The organism is Cognatiyoonia sp., from assembly GCF_965661665.1.
Taxonomy (GTDB): domain Bacteria; phylum Pseudomonadota; class Alphaproteobacteria; order Rhodobacterales; family Rhodobacteraceae; genus Cognatiyoonia.
This window is the reverse complement of the sequence record NZ_CBFIEO010000001.1, coordinates 55,346-73,167: the sequence shown is the minus strand read 5'-3', so window position 1 is coordinate 73,167 and position 17,822 is coordinate 55,346. Positions and strand designations below refer to the sequence as shown.

Here is a 17,822-nt window from a genome sequence, read left to right as displayed (position 1 = left end):
AAACCAATTTTTCGGAGCCCAAAAATGGCAAAAGAACCAGAAGCTGCAGCAACACCCGAACAACCTCCTCAGGTCAAAAGCCGGGTTCTCGCTCAATATATTCGTGACATGTCTTTCGAGAACATCCTCGCCCAGAAAGGCGTGAGCGGTGAACCTCAGCCAGAGATTTCCGTTCAAGTGAACCTCGATGCGCGCAAACGGAATGTGGAACATCAGTTCGAAGTCATTACCAAGCTAAACGTGTCCAGCAAATCCAAAGAGAAGGGCGAAACGCTCTTCATAATGGAAGTTGAATACGCTGGTATCTTCCACGTTGAAGGTCTGACAGATGAGCAGATGCATCCGTACCTGCTGATCGAATGCCCGCGCATCACCTTCCCCTTCCTGCGCCGCATCGTCAGTGACGTGACTCGCGACGGTGGTTTCCCACCGCTGAACCTAGAGACAATCGATTTCTTGGCGCTCTACCGTGCGGAACTTGCCAAGCGTGCAGAAGCGCAGAAAGCGGATCAGAAGGTCAACTAGACATCTTCTTCCAAATCACATCGCCGCCCAGCTGATCGACAAAATAGCTGTGGGCGGCGATTTCTTTTTCAGTTAGCCTTGATGGCAAGGCTTGCGCTCTGGGTGCTGGTTTCCAATCGGCTGAGCCAGCATCTGAACTTTTCACGCCACTCGCTGTTGCCAAACCAAAGTCAGGCTGACGACCGCCTATAAGTTCGAGATAAACCTCCGCCAAAATCTCACTGTCGAGCAACGCCCCGTGGAGCGTTCGCGATGAGTTATCAATACCAAATCGGCGACACAGTGCGTCCAAAGATGCAGGCGATCCGGGAAAACGACGACGGGCAATGGCCAATGTATCGAGCGCTTGGTCCATCGGCAGTAGCGGACGATCTATCCAACCCAGTTCGGCATTCAAAAACTTCATGTCGAAGGCTGCGTTGTGGATGACGAGCTTTGCATCGCCGATGAAGTCCAGGAAGTCTTGCGCGATATCCTTGAAAACAGGTTTGTTAGCGAGAAATTCGTCCCCTAACCCATGCACTTCAAAGGCTGCTTGCGGCATGGATCGCTGAGGGTTGATGTATTGATGATAAGTTCGACCGGTTGAGACATGTCCGATCAGTTCGACCGCTCCAATCTCAACAATCCGGTCACCCTCTGACGGCTCAAAGCCTGTCGTTTCTGTATCCAGAACGATTTCACGCATCGACTATTCTTCCCTTCAGTTCCGCAATCAGATCGCTCACTTCTTTGCGGGTCTGATCAATAGAGATCGTCTCAATCACAAAATCGGCGCGATCACGCTTTTCATCATCCGGTAGTTGACGGGAGGAGATGTCTTCAAACAATTCCTCCGTCATACCGGGGCGGGCAAATACACGCTCATGCTGGATATGTTCAGGAGTTGAAACGACAAGAACGGCATCCAACCAATCGTCCGCCTTGATTTCGAAAAGCAACGGAATGTCGAAGACGATGAGACCGTTATTCTGGTCCTGAAACACTTCGCGGCTTTGCGTCACAAGTGGATGCACGATGGATTCGATTACACCAAGCGCTGCCAGATCCCCCGCGATGATATTCTTCAGAACGGGCCGAGACACAGCGCCATCGACGATCGCTTCAGGATACACGTCAGCAATCAGCGGAACAGCTGCACCACCTTCAGCATAAAGTTCGTGGACAGTTTCATCCGCATCCCACACCTTCACACCAGCATCGTGGAACATATCAGCGGTGGTCGATTTTCCCATCCCGATAGATCCGGTCAGACCGAGCCAGAACTTCGTCATCCCAAAACCACCCGTCGCAATTCGTCATCGACCGTTGGCGTTTGTCCAAACCAACGCTCAAATCCGGGTGCAGCTTGGTGAAGCAACATTCCAAGACCATCAACAGCAAGACAGCCGTTGTCCTTTGCATATTTGAGAAGTGGCGTCTCCAGAGGGGTATAAACGAGGTCGTTTACAATCGTTCCTTCTTTCATGCCATCCAATGGCACACGAAGCTCCAGTTTCCCAACCATCCCAAGGGACGTAGTGTTCACAACAGCTTTCGCGTCTTCAAGCATGTTTCCCGCTTGCACCCAATCAACGACTTGGACGCGCGTACCAAACTCTGCTTTCAGCGCCTCCGCCTTGGGGCGAGTCCGGTTTGACAGGAAGATTTCAGGAACGCCAGCATCCGCCAAAGCCACGATGACAGCTCGTGCTGCGCCACCAGCCCCAAACACTGCAACTGGGCCGGACTTCGGATCCCACTCCGGTGCGTGATCTTTCAGGTTGGCCATAAATCCGTGGCCATCCGTGTTATCCGCAAGGATTTTCCCGTCAGGGCGAAACGTCAGCGTATTCGCCGCACCAATCAGGATCGCCCGATCGCTTACTTGATCGGCAAGCGACATGACAGAAATCTTGTGCGGAATCGTTACGTTGATCCCCACAAAACCCATCTTTGGGAGGGCGCGAATGACCGTCTCGAGATCGGACTCCGGAACATGGAGCGGTACATATTGGCCCTCAATCCCATACCGCTTCAACCAGTGCCCGTGAAGACGCGGGGATTTGGAGTGGGCTATCGGATCACCGACGACACCGGCCAATGGTATGGACTGTGTACTCACGCCTCTATTTCCCCTTGCAGCGTCAGATAAGAGAGTAATTCCAAGAGCGGTAAACCCAACACATGAAAGAAATCCCCATCGACACGACTAAATAGCCGGACACCTTCCTTTTCAAGCTGATAACACCCGACGCAATGCTGAATTTCTTCCCAGTTGCGAGAAAGGTAGCCTTGTAAGAAAGCATCACTGAATTCGCGCATAGTGAGGGAGACTTTCCCAACATGTCGCCAAAGGGGCTCACCACCTTGATAAACGACGGCGGCGGAAAACAAGCGATGGGTGCGGTTTCGGAGGTTTCTCAGGTGCTGAGTGGCCTCTTCCTTTGATGTTAGCTTGGAGTACATTTGACCTTCACACTCCAACACCTGATCGCAGCCAATGACTAAAGCATCGGGGGATTGCCGGCTAACCTTGATCGCTTTTGACTCAGCCAAATGATCAGCAATGTCACGCGCTTTGGCACCTTCAACCTTCAAAGACGCAATGATTGCTTCTTCATCCACCCGTGCCACTTTGACATCGAAGCTGACGCCAGCATTTTGCAAGAGAGATTGGCGGATTTTAGAAGCGGACGCGAGAATGATCTGTGACATATTCTGTGGATATCTTGTTAATATAAGAGAGAAGCGTAACCTGTCTTGTCACCTTAGCCTGAACAAGAAATCGCTTGATAGTCGTTTTACGTTTTTGTCCGAGGATTCGCGCGATTCAACTCACTGGGCGTAATGATAAATGTCTATTGTGCAGAACTTATGGTGGTTGCATATGAAACTAGATCTATCCTAATTCCGAATGTGATCTAACCATATGAATTATAATATATATATCACTGAAAATGCTTGAAACTTATTTCATTTTGGCACTGTCTGAGTGTGGATAAACAGTAGGATAGTTATTTGATCCACAGAAACGCTTTTCCCTAAATCAACCAAATACTTTCTTACTTATATATTTATGATATTGTCTCTGACCGGAGGAACCATGTCAGACTTACTGCATCCATTCTATGATTGGCTCAAAGCCTTTCACATCATAGCTGTGATTTCATGGATGGCGGGCATGTTCTACCTCCCCCGCTTGTTTGTCTATCATGCTGAGAAAGCGGAAGTTGGATCAGATCTTGATACAACGTTTCAGACGATGGAGCTCAAGCTCCTCAAAGTAATTATGAATCCAGCTATGGTCGCAACCTGGGTGTTTGGTCTTCTCTTAATCGCACTTGGTGGGTTTGACTTTGTATCCGCATGGGCTTGGATCAAATTGGTTGCCGTCATTGCTATGACAGGAATGCATGGTTGGCTGTCAGCGCGGCGTAAGGATTTCGCGGCGGGGACCAATCAACTCAAAGGTTCCACCTACCGTTTGATGAACGAAGTGCCGACCGTTCTGATGTTCATCATCGTGATCTTTGTGATCGTTCGCCCGTTCTAGTAAAGTTGACTCAGACGTTATGAACGCTTAGGTCGGTGACGCGCCCCGGCCGGGATCACGCATTATCCATTCTTTGACATAGAGAAGCCGTTCACGCGGTCTTCATTGGAGTATCCATGTCTCAACATCGTTTGAACCTTTCCGAACTGAAGGCAAAAAGCCCGAAAGATCTTTTGTCGATGGCAGAAGAGCTTGAGATCGAGAACGCCTCGACCATGCGCAAGGGCGACATGATGTTCGCCATTTTGAAAGAGCGTGCCGACGAGGAATGGATCATTGGTGGCGATGGTGTGCTGGAAGTGGTTCAGGACGGCTTTGGTTTCCTGCGCTCACCTGAGGCGAACTACCTGCCGGGTCCTGACGACATCTATGTGTCCCCGGATATGATCCGGAAGTATTCCTTGCGGACGGGTGATACAGTGTCGGGCGTCATCAAAGAACCGCAAGACAATGAGCGTTACTTCGCTTTGGTTAACGTGGAGCAGATCAACTTTGAAGAGCCGGAGAAAGCGAAGCACAAGGTTGCCTTTGATAACCTGACACCGCTTTATCCGGATGAGCGTCTAAAGATGGAGATTGAAACGGATGCAGCGACGAAGGATCGCTCCGCCCGGATCATCGACCTCGTCGCTCCGATTGGTAAGGGACAACGTTCCCTGATCGTGGCACCTCCGCGGACAGGCAAGACTGTTCTGTTGCAGAATATCGCGAACTCTATCGAGAAGAACCACCCGGAGTGCTATCTGATCGTTCTGCTGATCGATGAACGACCAGAAGAAGTGACGGACATGCAGCGGTCTGTGAAAGGTGAGGTTGTCTCCTCGACCTTTGACGAACCAGCCTCGCGTCACGTAGCCGTGTCAGAGATGGTCATTGAAAAAGCCAAACGTCTTGTTGAGCACAAGCGCGATGTGGTGATCTTGCTCGACTCGATTACTCGTCTTGGCCGCGCTTTCAACACGACTGTCCCGTCCTCTGGTAAGGTTCTTACGGGTGGTGTGGATGCCAACGCCTTGCAACGGCCAAAACGCTTCTTCGGTGCGGCGCGGAACATTGAGGAAGGCGGCTCCCTCACTATCATCGCAACTGCTCTAATCGACACAGGTAGTCGGATGGACGAAGTCATTTTTGAGGAATTTAAGGGGACAGGTAACTCTGAAATTGTCCTGGATCGGAAAGTGGCAGACAAGCGCGTCTTCCCTGCCATGGACATCCTCAAATCCGGTACGCGGAAGGAAGAGCTTCTCGTCGACAAAATCGATCTGCAAAAGACTTATGTCTTGCGCCGCATCTTGAACCCAATGGGGACGACGGATGCGATTGAATTCCTGCTTGGGAAGTTGAAGCAGACTAAGACGAACTCTGATTTCTTTGACTCGATGAATACGTAACTCTGGCTGTCCCATCTGAGGAAGATCGTGATGGATACCATCTTTGCCCGTACGACCGCGAATGGCCGTGCGGGCGTTGCCGTCATTCGGATTTCTGGATCGCAAAGTTTTGAAGCGGCGGAGCGGTTGTGTCGGTCCCTGCCCGCGTCCCGTGGTGTGCGGAAACTTTTTGGCGCAGATGGGGAACTGATCGACGAGTGTTTGGTCTTGAGTTTCCCAGGCGGAGCGAGCTTCACCGGAGAGCCAAGCGTCGAACTTCAGCTTCATGGCAGTCTTGCGATTGTCTCAGCTGTTCTAGGGGAGTTGTCGGAGCAGGAGGGTTTGCGCGAAGCTGAGGCTGGGGAGTTTACGCGTCGGGCGCTCGATAACGGTAAACTTGATCTGGCACAGGTCGAAGGTCTGGCCGACCTCATCGATGCTGAGACGGAAGCCCAACGTCGCCAAGCCATGCGCGTGTTTGAAGGTGGATTGGGGTTTAAAGCAGAAGGTTGGCGCAAAGCGCTGATCCGCGCGGCCGCGCTGTTGGAAGCTACGATAGATTTTGTGGATGAGGATGTGCCGGTCGATGTATATCCTGAGGTGAAAGAACTTCTGCTGTCTGTTGATGCCGAATTGCACGACGAGATCGCAGGTTTCTATTTGGCGGAACGGGTCCGCGAAGGGTTCGAGATTGCGATTGTCGGAAGACCTAATGTTGGGAAATCGACGCTGCTCAATCGTCTGGTCAATCGCGATGCCGCGATCACGTCTGATATCGCGGGAACCACTCGTGATGTAATTGAAGTGAACATGGACCTTGATGGTTTACCTGTCACATTCATTGATACAGCTGGGATCCGGACGAGTAATGACACAATTGAGCAGTTGGGCATTGAGAGGGCATTAAAGCGTGCACAGACTTCAGATTTGCGTGTTTTTATAATTGAAAACAATGACTTACCTGAAATTGATGTTCGCGATGGGGATATTGTGAGGCGTGCTAAGGTGGACGTTACATCTGGTGATCAGCCGGGGATATCAGGCTTGACGGGAGAGGGGCTGGAAGAGCTCTTGGCGGAAATTTCCGGGACCTTGAGGGATCGTGTATCTTCTGTTGGCGTCGCGATCCGTGAACGGCATCGTATCGCTATGGCTCGCTGCTCCGAGCAAATCGCCGTAGTGCAGCAAGAGATCACGTCGGATGCGCCAACTGATCTTCTCGCCCATGAAATTCAAACCGCTATAAGGCACGTTGACTCCATCGTCGGTCGGGTTGATGTAGAGGACCTCTTAGACGAAATATTCGGAAGCTTTTGTATAGGAAAGTGAGATGTTTCACGTGAAACATTTTGATGTCGTGGTTGTTGGCGGTGGCCATGCTGGGTGTGAAGCCGCCCTCGCTGCTGCGCGCGCGGGTGCCCAGATAGCGCTCGTCACACTGCGCCAATCTGATCTTGGCGTCATGTCCTGCAATCCTGCGATCGGTGGTCTTGGGAAAGGTCATTTGGTGCGGGAAATTGATGCGCTGGATGGGATGATGGGCCGAGCTGCTGACGCCGCTGGCATTCAGTTCCGCCTGTTGAATCGGAAGAAAGGCCCTGCAGTTCAAGGACCAAGGGCGCAAATTGATCGTGTGCTTTATCGCGCTTTTGTTCAGAAGGAATTCGAGAATGTACCCAGCCTGACCGTCATTGAAGATGAAGTTGTCGATCTCATCGAGGCATCAGGACAGGTTTCAGGCGTTGAGCTCTTGAAAGTTGGTAAAATTGATGCGAAGGCCGTTGTTCTCACCAGTGGGACATTTTTGCGCGGCGTCATCCACATCGGGGATGTTCAGCGATCAGGCGGCCGCATGGGAGATCGGCCCAGCGTGCGGTTGGCTGAACGATTGGATTCATTTGATTTTCCGCTCGGGCGGCTGAAAACAGGGACACCGCCGCGATTGGATGGGCGGACGATCAACTGGGAAATCTTGGATCAACAAGCTGGGGACGATGACCCTGCCTTTTTCTCAAGCTTAAGCACCGCGCCTGCGGCTGAACAAATTTCTTGCGGGATTACGCACACAAATGAAAAAACCCACGCGATCATTCGGGAGAATTTAGAGCGGTCCGCAATGTATGGGGGGCATATTGACGGCGTTGGTCCGCGTTACTGTCCGTCCATTGAAGATAAGATCGTTCGGTTTGCAGACAAAACGTCTCACCAAGTCTTCTTGGAGCCTGAGGGACTAACGGATCCAACGGTCTATCCCAATGGAATCTCGACTTCTTTACCGCTCGATGTGCAGGAGGACTATGTTCACTCGATCTTTGGGCTTGAAGACGCTAAGATCACCCAGCCGGGTTATGCGATCGAGTACGACTATATCGACCCCCGATCGTTGCAGCCCACGTTGGAAACAAAATCAGTCATGGGGTTGTACCTCGCTGGTCAAATCAATGGCACAACTGGGTATGAAGAAGCTGGCGCTCAAGGGTTGGTTGCCGGGCTAAACGCGGCGCTTGCGGTTCAAGGAAAGCCGCCTGCTGAATTTTCTCGAACGACCTCATATATTGGAGTTATGGTCGACGACCTCACAACACGTGGTGTGTTGGAACCGTATCGCATGTTTACCTCACGTGCCGAGTTCCGCCTATCATTGCGAGCGGATAATGCGGATCAGCGCCTCACGGCATGGGGCCAAGAACATGGCGTTGTTGGGGGTCAGCGTTGGAGTGCATTTTCCGCATACAAAGAACGGTTGGATGGTTGTAAAGCAGTGTTGGAAGGCGAACAGATCACCGCGCGGGAGCTTTATGAGGCTGGCGCAAAGGTAAATCCGGATTCCGAGAAACGCTCGGCTTATACGGCCCTCTCCCTTATCGACGTTGAGCCATCACATCTTTTGGCGTTACGGCCTAACTTTTCTGACTTTGAGGGGCGGATTTTGCGCCAGCTCAAGTGTGATGCGCTCTATGAGAATTACATCGTGCGCCAAAATCGCGATATTGAATCCTTACAACGTGATGAGAATGCCAAGATACCTCCAGATTTTGACTTTGAAGCTGTAGGTGGCCTGTCTTTTGAATTGAAGCGCAAGTTGCAAGCTACAAGGCCGGCCACAATCGCACAGGCAAAGAAAATTGACGGTATGACACCTGCAGCTTTGATGGTGGTTCAAGCGGCTTTACGACGCCCAGCAAAAGATCTGGCTGTTTGATGGCGTTTGATATTGAGCGGAATGTTTCACGTGAAACATTGGAGAAGTTGAAGGCTTGCGAAGCACTCGTTCGGAAGTGGAACCCTTCCATCAATCTCATTGCCAAGAGCACAATTGACGATGTTTGGGACCGGCATATTGTCGACTCTCTGCAGATTACCCCCCTGATTCCAAAGAATATTCAGCGGATCGCTGACTTTGGTTCTGGCGGCGGCTTTCCTGGCATCGTTATCGCTGCTTTCGCGCAAGAAAACCTCTCAAATGTCGATGTGACCCTTGTTGAAAGCGATAAGCGGAAAGCTGTTTTCCTTCGCACTAGCGTTCGCGAGCTTGGCTTGAACGCTAATGTCATCGATACTCGTGTCGAGTCAATGGCTCCATTGAGCGTCGATTTCATCACCGCTCGCGCCCTGAGTTCCCTCAATAACCTGTTCGAAATGGCATTACCCCATTCCACTCCTCACACGCGCTACTGTTTTCCAAAAGGTCGGCGGTATCAGGAAGAAATCGAAGAAGCCCGTCAATCATGGCAATTCGAGATTGAGACTCATCCAAGTTTGACTGATAACGAAAGCCGTATTCTTGAAATCTGGGATCTGAAACGTGTCAGCTAACGCGCCGCTTGGACGGGCCAAGATCATCGCAATTGCGAACCAAAAGGGCGGCGTTGGCAAGACGACCACATCTATCAACCTGACGGCGGCGCTTGCCGAAAAGGGGTGCCAAACCTTGCTGGTGGACCTTGATCCGCAAGGCAACGCCTCCACTGGTCTCGGGGTCGACCAGAAGGATCGCGTCATCACCACGTATGATTTTCTGGCGGGCGACGTGGCACCGGGCAGTGCAATCCAGAAGACTGAGTTTGAGAACGTCTATGTGATCCCAGCGACGACTGATTTGAGCTCTGCTGATATCGAGCTGATTTCAAATGAAAAACGCAGCTTTCTGCTCCGTGACGCCCTGCACCAATTGAGCATGGACGTCTTCAAATTTGACTACATATTGATCGATTGTCCGCCAAGCCTCAATATATTGACAGTGAACGCGCTTGTGGCTGCGGATTCCGTGCTTGTTCCGCTGCAAAGTGAGTTTTTCGCTTTGGAAGGTTTATCGCAACTCATGCTATCGGTCAGAGATGTGCGCGCAACGGCAAATCCGAACCTGCGGATCGAAGGTGTGGTTTTGACGATGTATGATTCACGGAACAACCTGTCTCAGCAAGTGGAAGAGGATGCGCGGCAGAACTTGAGGGATCTCGTCTTTAAGACATTGATTCCGCGCAACGTCCGTCTGAGCGAAGCGCCGTCCTTTTCCATGCCGGCGCTGCATTATGATAGCGCATCCAAAGGAAGCCAAGCCTATCGGCAACTTGCGCAGGAACTATTAGATCGGCAGCCAGCCTTAACCGGGGGATGAAATGACTGAAAAACCAAATAAACCTCGCGGCTTGGGTCGCGGCCTGTCTGCCCTCATGGCTGATATTCCCGCGCAGGTGATGGAACCGTCGCAATTCGCCCCTTCAGATATGTACCTCCCGATTGAGAAGATTGTCCCCAACCCCGATCAGCCGCGTCGGACGTTTGATCAGTCCGCGCTGGAAGAACTTGCCAATTCAATCCGCACAAAAGGCGTTATCCAGCCCCTAATAGTGCGCAAAAGCCCAGCCTCAGACACTTACGAAATTGTTGCGGGTGAGCGTCGCTGGCGCGCGTCTCAGATCGCTCAATTGCACGATGTTCCGGTGGTTGTCCGCGATTTTACGGATACCGAAGTTTTGGAAGTGGCGATCATTGAGAACATTCAACGGGCGGATCTCAATCCAGTGGATGAGGCGACAGGCTATCGCCAATTGATGAATCGGTTTGGCCATACGCAGGAGCAAGTCGCAACTGCCCTTGGCAAGAGCCGGAGCCATATTGCAAACCATCTGCGCCTTTTGACTTTGCCAAAGGATGTGTTGGCTTGGCTGAATGATGGCAAATTGTCGGCGGGTCATGCACGTGCGTTGGTAGGACAAGATGATGCCTCGGAAATGGCGGCGCATATTATTCGCAAGCAACTGTCCGTCCGTGAAACGGAAAAGCTGGTGAAAACCGATCTCAATCCACCAAAAGCTCCTCGTGCTGCCACAAAGAAGAAAGACCCTGACACCCTTCAAATTGAGGGGGAGTTGTCATCAACCCTCAAGATGCCCGTCAACATTCAACACAATGCGGGTACTGAAGGTGGGAAGCTTACGATCTCTTACCGAAATCTTGAGCAGCTCGACGATCTGATGCGCATTTTGGGTGGCGGTTAGGTTAGACCAATTGGTTCAGAATTGAGTTGAGAAGCGGTCGGCCGCTTGGCGTGAGGCGCAGCTTATCCTCATGCAGCTCGATGAGATTGATTTCTACTAAATCTTTGATTTTATATAATATTTCAGGGTTCTGAAAACGAGATATCAGAACCCCATCATAAAGCCGTAAACACATCAAGAGCATTTCGGTTTCTTTGTCCTCAAAACTTAAAGGCGCGCGATCGCTTTCCCCATTTTCGAACTTATTCACTGCGTCCAGCCATTCATCTGGGTGCAGATGAGTTTCTGTCGCATAGCGCGTTTCGTTGATCGTCACCCGCCCATGCGCCCCAGGTCCGACGCCAACGAAATCCCCGTTTCGCCAGTAGATTTGATTGTGCTGGCTCTCCTGTCCGGGCGCTGCATGATTGGACGTCTCATAGGCGGGACGCCCCTGTCCGGCTGTCAGGTCTTGCGTGAGAAAGAACATATCCGCACTCAGGTCTTCGGACGGCAGACCCCGCAGCGCGCCTTTTGCAAAGCGGTCCCCAAAAGCGGTCCCCTGCTCGATCGTAAGCTGATAGAGCGACAGATGATCGGTGCCGAACGAGAGTGCTTCCGTCAGCTCCTTCTCCCAATCATCCAAACTCTGGTTTTGGCGCGCATAGATCAGATCGAAACTCACCCGGTCGAAAAGAGATTGCGCTGTCTCAAGCGCTGCGCGTGCTTCGCTCACTGAATGCCGTCGTCCGAGAGCCTTCAAATCCGGGTCATTCAGCGCCTGAACCCCCAATGACACTCGATTGATCCCTGCATCGCGGAACGCGCGGAATTTGTCGGCTTCGACAGACGATGGATTGGCTTCCAGCGTGATTTCAATGTCATTTGCAAATGGCCAGACATCGGAGGCTGACTTTAACATAGCCTCAACTGTCGAGGGCGCCATCAGGCTTGGCGTGCCACCACCAAAATAGACAGACCGTAAAGCGCGGCCCTGTGTATCCCGTGCATTGCGCTCAATTTCGGAAACAAGCGCAGATGCCCAAGCGGCGTGATCGATGCTGTTCGACACGTAGCTATTAAAGTCGCAGTAGGGGCAAAGGGATTCACAAAACGGCCAATGGACATAGAGCCCAAACCCTCCGTGTTGCCAATCCTCAATCAAAGCAAGCCGCAGTCAGTTTGGTGAAGGCATCTCCGCGGTGGCTGAGCTTGTTCTTTTCCCACCGGTCCATTTCACCCAAAGTAATATCAAATCCGTCCGGCATGAAAATCGGATCGTACCCGTGGCCCTGATCCCCGCGCATTGGCCAGACCACCTGCCCTTCGATCTTGCCGTCAAAAACCTCATCATGACCATCCGCCCACGCAAGGACGAGCGCGCAGCGGAACCGTGCAGTTCTAGGAAGGGCTGCGCCCTTCTCTTCCAGCGCATTCCATGTCCGGGTCATCGCTTTTTCAAAGTCGCGGCCGTTTGGCCCTTCCGCCCAATCAGCGGTATAGACGCCTGGCGCGCCATCAAGCGCATCGACCTCGATCCCGCTGTCATCTGCCAAAGCTGGCAGCCCTGTCGCCTTCATTGCTGCGTGGGCTTTGATCCGCGCGTTTCCAACAAACGACGTTTCTGTTTCGTCTGGCTCCGGCAGGCCAAAGTCTGCGTTGGACTTCACGGTAACGCCATAGGGCCGCAGCAGATCAGCAATCTCCTCAAGCTTGCCCGTGTTATGCGTTGCGATCAGCAGCTCTGATCCGGTGAACTTGCGCATCAGGAGACAGCAGCCATCTGGATTGCATTCAGCTCCCCAATGCCCTTTTCTGCCAGATCGAGGAGAATGTTCATTTGATCGCGGTTAAAGGTGGAGCCTTCTGCGGACATTTGCACTTCGACAAGCTTACCACCGCTCATGATGAAGTTGCCATCGACGCCCGCATCGCTGTCTTCTGGATAATCGAGGTCGAGCACTTCCTGCCCTGCATAGATCCCACAGGAAATGGCAGCCACAGGATCAACCAGTGGATCGCTGATGACATCGCCAGCCTTCATCAATTGGTTCACGGCTATTTTCAGCGCAACCCAACCACCCGTGATGGATGCACAGCGCGTGCCACCGTCTGCTTGGATAACATCGCAATCGACGGTGATCTGACACTCGCCCAAGGCCACGCGGTCCACACCGGCCCGCAAGCTCCGACCGATCAGGCGTTGGATTTCTTGGGTTCGACCGGATTGGCCGTTCTTCGCCTCGCGCCGCATTCGTGTGTGTGTTGCACGGGGCAGCATTCCGTATTCCGCCGTCACCCAACCCAAGCCGGAACCTTTGATGAATGGGGGCACGCGATCTTCAACACTGGCGGTGCAGAGGACATGAGTGTCACCGCATTTGATGATGCAGGATCCCTCCGCATGGCGCGTCGCGTTCACCTCAATTGTGACGTCTCGCATTTCGTTGGTTTGACGGCCAGATGGGCGCATAAATCGGTCCTCCAAAAGTTGACCGTTTGGATACGCGCCCTCGGTCTGGAATCCAACCCCAATTGACCTTCTGGGTGTTGTGGCTTTAATTGCTCCTCTGGATTGCCCATTTGAGTCATATGCCTAACGACGCTCCAAGATTTGAAGATATGAACACCCGCTCGCGGGAGGTTTTCCGACGTGTTGTCGAAGGGTATATTGAAACCGGTGATCCGGTTGGCTCCCGCACGTTGACCCGTGATTTCTCCGAAAAGGTCAGCGCCGCGACGATCCGCAATGTGATGCAGGATCTTGAGTTTTTCGGTTTGCTCAACAGCCCACACGTCAGTGCGGGGCGCATTCCCACGGAACTGGGTCTCAGGATGTTCGTCGATGGCTTACTTGAAGTCGATCAGCTCAACGGTGAAGACCGCAAGAAGATTGATACGACGCTGTCTTCTGACGATAGCGATGTCCCCATGCTTCTGGATCGCGTGGGGTCTGCTTTGTCCGGCGTCACACGTGGGGCCAGCCTTGTCCTGACGCCCAAACATGAGGCGCCGATAAAGCATATTGAGTTCGTTTCTCTCGCCCCAGATCGCGCACTTGTCGTCTTGGTCTTTGCTGATGGCTTGGTTGAAAACCGTGTCTTCACCCCACCTACAGGTCAGACCCCATCATCGATGCGCGAAGCGGCGAATTTCATCAATGCCATTGCAGAGGGTCAAACGCTGTCCACGCTTGGCGCCCTCATCAGCCGTGAAATCCAAGCCCGCCGACAGGAGATTGACGGCCTCGCTGCGCAACTTGTCGAAAGCGGTCTCGCCCTTTGGGAAAATGAAGGCGAAGCGGATGAACGGCTTATTGTGCGTGGTCGCGGCAACCTGCTTTCTGGGCCCGAATCGAAAGCTGATCTGGACCGCATCCGAACGCTGTTTGATGACCTCGAGCGCAAACGCGACATCGCGAAATTCCTCGATCTGACCGAGGAAGGTGAAGGCGTTCGAATTTTTATTGGGTCAGAAAACGAACTTTTTTCACTTTCGGGTTCCTCTCTCGTCGTTTCCCCTTATATGAACGCCGACCGGAAGATTATTGGCGCTGTTGGCGTCATTGGACCAACCCGATTGAACTACGGACGTATCGTCCCCATTGTGAACTATACCGCGCAACGCATCGGCAAGATTATCGCCGACCGTTCTTAAAGGACTGACCATGAACGACCATGATGCCGAACCAATGAGCCTTGATGAACTCGCCGCTGAAGCGGATGAGATGGAAGCGGCTGGTGAGGAAACTCTTGCGTCGATCGCCGATATTGAGGCGGAGCGGGATGAGTTCAAAGACAAGTTCATGCGCGCATTGGCCGATGCGGAAAACATGCGCAAGCGCGCGGACCGTGATCGTAAGGAGGCGGAGAATTATGGCGGCTCAAAGCTCGCACGTGATTTGCTGCCGGTCTACGACAACATGCGCCGTGCTCTGAAGTCGAAGGACGAAGTTGAAGGCGATGCAAACGCCGCGCTTTTGGAAGGTGTTGAACTGACCATGCGGGAGTTGATCAGTGTTTTCAAAAAGCACGGTATTGAACCCATCGTGCCAGAAGTGGGCGACAAATTTGATCCACAAATTCACCAAGCTATGTTCGAGGCGCCTGTTCCAGGAACAAAGTCTGGCGACATCTTGGAGGTCATGGCCGAGGGTTTCATGCTGCATGACCGCTTGCTGCGCCCTGCACAGGTCGGCGTGTCATCTATGCCGGCAAGCTAGTCGAGCAAGTCGCGCAATTCGTAGATTAGGTTAAGCGCATCTTTCGGCGACAATTCGTCGGGAAGGATGCCGCGCAACCTGTCTTCCACCTCTGATGCTTTGATCTCTGGCTCCGGCCCAGTCGGAGGTGAGGCGAAAAGCGGCAGATCATCGATTATCGCTTTCGGGTTTTGGGCCCCTTCCCGCTCCCCTTTCTCCAGCGCGTCCAAAACTACTTTCGCGCGCTCGATTACCACGGGCGGCAGTCCGGCCAGTCGTGCAACCTGCACGCCATAGCTCCGATCCGCCGTGCCTTTATGGACTTCATGGAGGAAAATCACATCGCCTTCCCACTCTTTGACGGCCACGGTTGCATTGTCGACGCTGTCGAGCTTGGCCGATAGCGCGGACATTTCGTGATAGTGCGTTGCGAACAGGGCACGACATTTGTTGATGTCGTGCAGATGCTCCAACGTCGCCCAGGCGATGGAAAGGCCGTCGTAGGTTGCTGTTCCGCGCCCAATTTCATCAAGAATGACCAACGCGCGGTCGTCAGCTTGGTTCAGGATGGCGGCGGTTTCGACCATTTCGACCATGAAGGTGGATCGCCCCCGCGCTAGATCGTCTGACGCTCCGACACGGCTGAAGATTTGGCTGACGATCCCGATCTTGGCAACCTCTGCAGGCACAAAGGATCCAGTTTGTGCTAGGATGGCGATCAGGGCGTTTTGGCGAAGGAACGTTGATTTACCTGCCATGTTCGGGCCGGTCAGAAGCCAAATAGAAGACTCTGTTAAATGGCAATCATTGGCCACGAAGGGTACGCCTGTCGATTTTAGCGCATTCTCCACCACGGGATGCCGCCCACCAGAAATGTCGAATTGGCGGGTGGAATTGAGCTCTGGCCGGACCCATCGTTCGCTACTGGCGAGCGTGGCCAATGAGGTGGCGAGGTCGAACTCAGCTAGTCCAGCGGAAAGTAAGTTGAGGTCAGCTGCAGCATCAATGACCGCTGCACGCAGGCTTTCGAAAATGCGCTTTTCAATCTCAAGCGTCCGACCTCCCGCGTTCAGAATACGTGTCTCAATCTCACTCAGTTCGACGGTTGTGAACCGGATTTGGTTTGCGGTTGTCTGTCTATGGATGAAGGTCTCGTTCAGCGGCTCTGACATCATCTTTTCAGCGTGGGTTGCGGTTGTCTCAATGAAGTAGCCAAGAACGTTGTTGTGTTTGATCTTGAGGCTTGAAACGCCCGCCAGCTTCACATAGTCGGCTTGCATCTTGGCGATGATACTGCGCCCTTCGTCGCGGAGTTGGCGCATCTCATCAAGTTCTGCGTCATACCCTTCTGCAACGAAGCCGCCGTCCCGTGCCAAGAGCGGTGGTTGGGCGATTAGGGCTTGATCCAGCAAATCCAAAATGTCGTCATGGCCAACAAGGGACTCTGCTGCATCTGTCAGGAGATCAGGAAGTGTCTCGACCGATATTTGCCAAAGCAAACTCTCCGCCTGACGAATTGCATTCCGGATGGCAGCCAAGTCGCGGGGACCGCCACGTTCTAGAGCGAGGCGTGAGAGCGCACGATCGACGTCTGGCACTGCCTTAAGCAAATCCCGCAGCGTTTCAAGCGCACGACTGTCGTTGTGGAAATGAGAAACGGCATCCAAACGGCCAACAATAGTGTCTAAATTGCGTGAAGGGCTCGAAATCCGACGCTCCAGCAGGCGCGCCCCTGCAGCGGTGACCGTTTGATCGACCGCTGACAAAAGTGAGCCTTGCCGCCCGCCCTGCATGCTGTGTGTCAGCTCCAAAGATCGCCGCGTTGTCGCATCGATTTGCATACTTGCGTTTTGCAGCTCTTTTTGTGGCGGGCGCAGCAAAGGAATTTTGCCCTTCTGCGTGATGTCGACGTATTCAACGACTGCGGATAGCGCCGCGACTTCTACCCGCTCAAACTGACCAAAGGCGTCAAGCGATTTCACGTTGAAGACGGCTTTTAGCCGCAGTTCCCCCGCTGCACTGTCAAAAGCAGACTTTCCCAGACCACTCAGGCTTACGCCGGTTTCCTCGGCAATCTCTGACAAATCCGCCTCAGACCCATCTGGCACGATCAATTCGCTTGCGCGCAGACGCGATAACTCCGGCCCCAAGCTGACGCGGGGACAGAGCATCACATGGAACGCACCGGTTGAGATATCGATCCAAGCTAAGGCACCGCTGTCTCTAATCTCCGCATAGGCGGCGAGGTAGTTGTGCCGCCGCGCATCAAGCAATGTGTCTTCAGTCAATGTTCCAGGTGTGACGAGCCGCACAACGTCGCGCTTGACCACAGCCTTATAACCGCGCTTCTTCGCCTCCGCTGGGTCTTCCATCTGTTCACAAACTGCGACGCGGAAGCCCTTGCGGATCAAGGTCAACAAATACCCCTCAGCGGCGTGAACGGGGACGCCGCACATCGGGATGTCTTTGTCGTCGTGCTTGCCGCGTTTGGTGAGCGCGATGTCTAGTGCAGCAGCAGCAGTCACCGCGTCGTCAAAGAACATCTCATAGAAATCGCCCATCCGGTAAAACAGTAGGGCATCAGGGTATCCGGCCTTTAGCTCAAGATACTGTGCCATCATCGGCGTCGTGCCAGATTTTGCCGCCATTTATCCCCCCGGATCACTGAACGAGACAGTACCGACGCAATGTTAGCGACGAAAGTCGAAATT

General features: G+C 53.0%; 18 protein-coding genes. 10 read left to right on the top strand and 8 right to left on the bottom strand.

The annotated features are described in order from the left end of the window. The first annotated feature begins 24 nt into the window (after positions 1-24). Positions 25-525 (top strand): protein-export chaperone SecB, encoded by a 501-nt coding sequence (gene secB / locus ACTF5F_RS00375; RefSeq protein ID WP_438954896.1) that lies wholly within the window; start codon positions 25-27, stop codon positions 523-525. On the opposite strand, the gene dnaQ is transcribed toward secB, so the two are convergent. From dnaQ to ACTF5F_RS00355, 4 genes are read right to left on the bottom strand one after another with little or no spacing between them, the layout of a single operon-like run. Beyond that, positions 518-1,213 (bottom strand): DNA polymerase III subunit epsilon, encoded by a 696-nt coding sequence (gene dnaQ, locus ACTF5F_RS00370; RefSeq protein WP_438954895.1) that lies wholly within the window; start codon positions 1,211-1,213, stop codon positions 518-520. The two genes, secB and dnaQ, sit on opposite strands and share 8 nt — an antisense overlap. Then, on the bottom strand, positions 1,206-1,799 hold the full coding sequence (coaE, locus tag ACTF5F_RS00365) for a dephospho-CoA kinase (RefSeq protein WP_438954894.1): 594 nt from the start codon (positions 1,797-1,799) through the stop codon (positions 1,206-1,208). The genes dnaQ and coaE overlap by 8 nt, the downstream gene beginning before the upstream one ends. Next, entirely contained in the window at positions 1,796-2,629 is an 834-nt protein-coding gene (locus ACTF5F_RS00360) for a shikimate dehydrogenase (RefSeq protein ID WP_438954893.1), read from the bottom strand. The genes coaE and ACTF5F_RS00360 overlap by 4 nt, the downstream gene beginning before the upstream one ends. Further along, a complete protein-coding gene (locus ACTF5F_RS00355) occupies positions 2,626-3,222 on the bottom strand; it encodes a Maf family protein (protein ID WP_438954892.1) in 597 nt (198 codons plus the stop codon). Before ACTF5F_RS00355 ends, ACTF5F_RS00360 begins: the two co-directional genes overlap by 4 nt. Before the next feature lie 388 nt (positions 3,223-3,610). On the opposite strand from ACTF5F_RS00355, the gene hemJ reads away from it, so the two are divergent. From hemJ to ACTF5F_RS00320, 7 genes are all read left to right on the top strand, one after another. Continuing rightward, a complete protein-coding gene (gene hemJ / locus ACTF5F_RS00350; RefSeq protein ID WP_438954891.1) occupies positions 3,611-4,060 on the top strand; it encodes a protoporphyrinogen oxidase HemJ in 450 nt (149 codons plus the stop codon). Positions 4,061-4,176: 116 nt separating this feature from the next. Next, entirely contained in the window at positions 4,177-5,451 is a 1,275-nt protein-coding gene (rho, locus tag ACTF5F_RS00345; protein ID WP_438954890.1) for a transcription termination factor Rho, read from the top strand. A gap of 30 nt (positions 5,452-5,481) precedes the next feature. Continuing rightward, complete coding sequence (gene mnmE / locus ACTF5F_RS00340) at positions 5,482-6,759, top strand: tRNA uridine-5-carboxymethylaminomethyl(34) synthesis GTPase MnmE (protein WP_438954889.1); 1,278 nt, start codon at positions 5,482-5,484, stop codon at positions 6,757-6,759. A 1-nt stretch (position 6,760) separates the two neighbouring features. Continuing rightward, complete coding sequence (mnmG, locus tag ACTF5F_RS00335) at positions 6,761-8,632, top strand: tRNA uridine-5-carboxymethylaminomethyl(34) synthesis enzyme MnmG (protein WP_438954888.1); 1,872 nt, start codon at positions 6,761-6,763, stop codon at positions 8,630-8,632. Then, the gene (rsmG, locus tag ACTF5F_RS00330) at positions 8,632-9,246 is read left to right on the top strand and encodes a 16S rRNA (guanine(527)-N(7))-methyltransferase RsmG (RefSeq protein WP_438954887.1); all 615 of its coding nucleotides are present in this window, start codon (positions 8,632-8,634) and stop codon (positions 9,244-9,246) included. Before mnmG ends, rsmG begins: the two co-directional genes overlap by 1 nt. After that, a complete protein-coding gene (locus ACTF5F_RS00325; RefSeq protein WP_438954886.1) occupies positions 9,236-10,048 on the top strand; it encodes a ParA family protein in 813 nt (270 codons plus the stop codon). The genes rsmG and ACTF5F_RS00325 overlap by 11 nt, the downstream gene beginning before the upstream one ends. Position 10,049: 1 nt before the next feature. Next, the gene (locus ACTF5F_RS00320; protein ID WP_438954885.1) at positions 10,050-10,931 is read left to right on the top strand and encodes a ParB/RepB/Spo0J family partition protein; all 882 of its coding nucleotides are present in this window, start codon (positions 10,050-10,052) and stop codon (positions 10,929-10,931) included. Position 10,932: 1 nt separating this feature from the next. Here ACTF5F_RS00320 and hemW read toward each other — a convergent pair whose 3' ends face one another. The 3 genes from hemW to rph are packed head-to-tail and all read right to left on the bottom strand — an operon-like array spanning position 10,933 to position 13,383. Next, entirely contained in the window at positions 10,933-12,075 is a 1,143-nt protein-coding gene (hemW, locus tag ACTF5F_RS00315) for a radical SAM family heme chaperone HemW (protein WP_438954884.1), read from the bottom strand. Continuing rightward, positions 12,068-12,676, bottom strand: coding sequence for an RdgB/HAM1 family non-canonical purine NTP pyrophosphatase (gene rdgB, locus ACTF5F_RS00310; RefSeq protein WP_438954883.1), 609 nt, complete (start codon positions 12,674-12,676; stop codon positions 12,068-12,070). Before rdgB ends, hemW begins: the two co-directional genes overlap by 8 nt. Further along, positions 12,676-13,383, bottom strand: coding sequence for a ribonuclease PH (gene rph / locus ACTF5F_RS00305; RefSeq protein WP_438954882.1), 708 nt, complete (start codon positions 13,381-13,383; stop codon positions 12,676-12,678). Before rph ends, rdgB begins: the two co-directional genes overlap by 1 nt. A 149-nt stretch (positions 13,384-13,532) precedes the next feature. On the opposite strand from rph, the gene hrcA reads away from it, so the two are divergent. Further along, complete coding sequence (gene hrcA / locus ACTF5F_RS00300; protein WP_438954881.1) at positions 13,533-14,567, top strand: heat-inducible transcriptional repressor HrcA; 1,035 nt, start codon at positions 13,533-13,535, stop codon at positions 14,565-14,567. Between the two features lie 10 nt (positions 14,568-14,577). After that, complete coding sequence (grpE, locus tag ACTF5F_RS00295; protein ID WP_438954880.1) at positions 14,578-15,132, top strand: nucleotide exchange factor GrpE; 555 nt, start codon at positions 14,578-14,580, stop codon at positions 15,130-15,132. On the opposite strand, the gene mutS is transcribed toward grpE, so the two are convergent. Then, positions 15,129-17,759, bottom strand: a complete 2,631-nt coding sequence (mutS, locus tag ACTF5F_RS00290; RefSeq protein WP_438954879.1) for a DNA mismatch repair protein MutS — start codon at positions 17,757-17,759, stop codon at positions 15,129-15,131. The genes grpE and mutS overlap by 4 nt on opposite strands. Positions 17,760-17,822 lie beyond the last annotated feature (63 nt).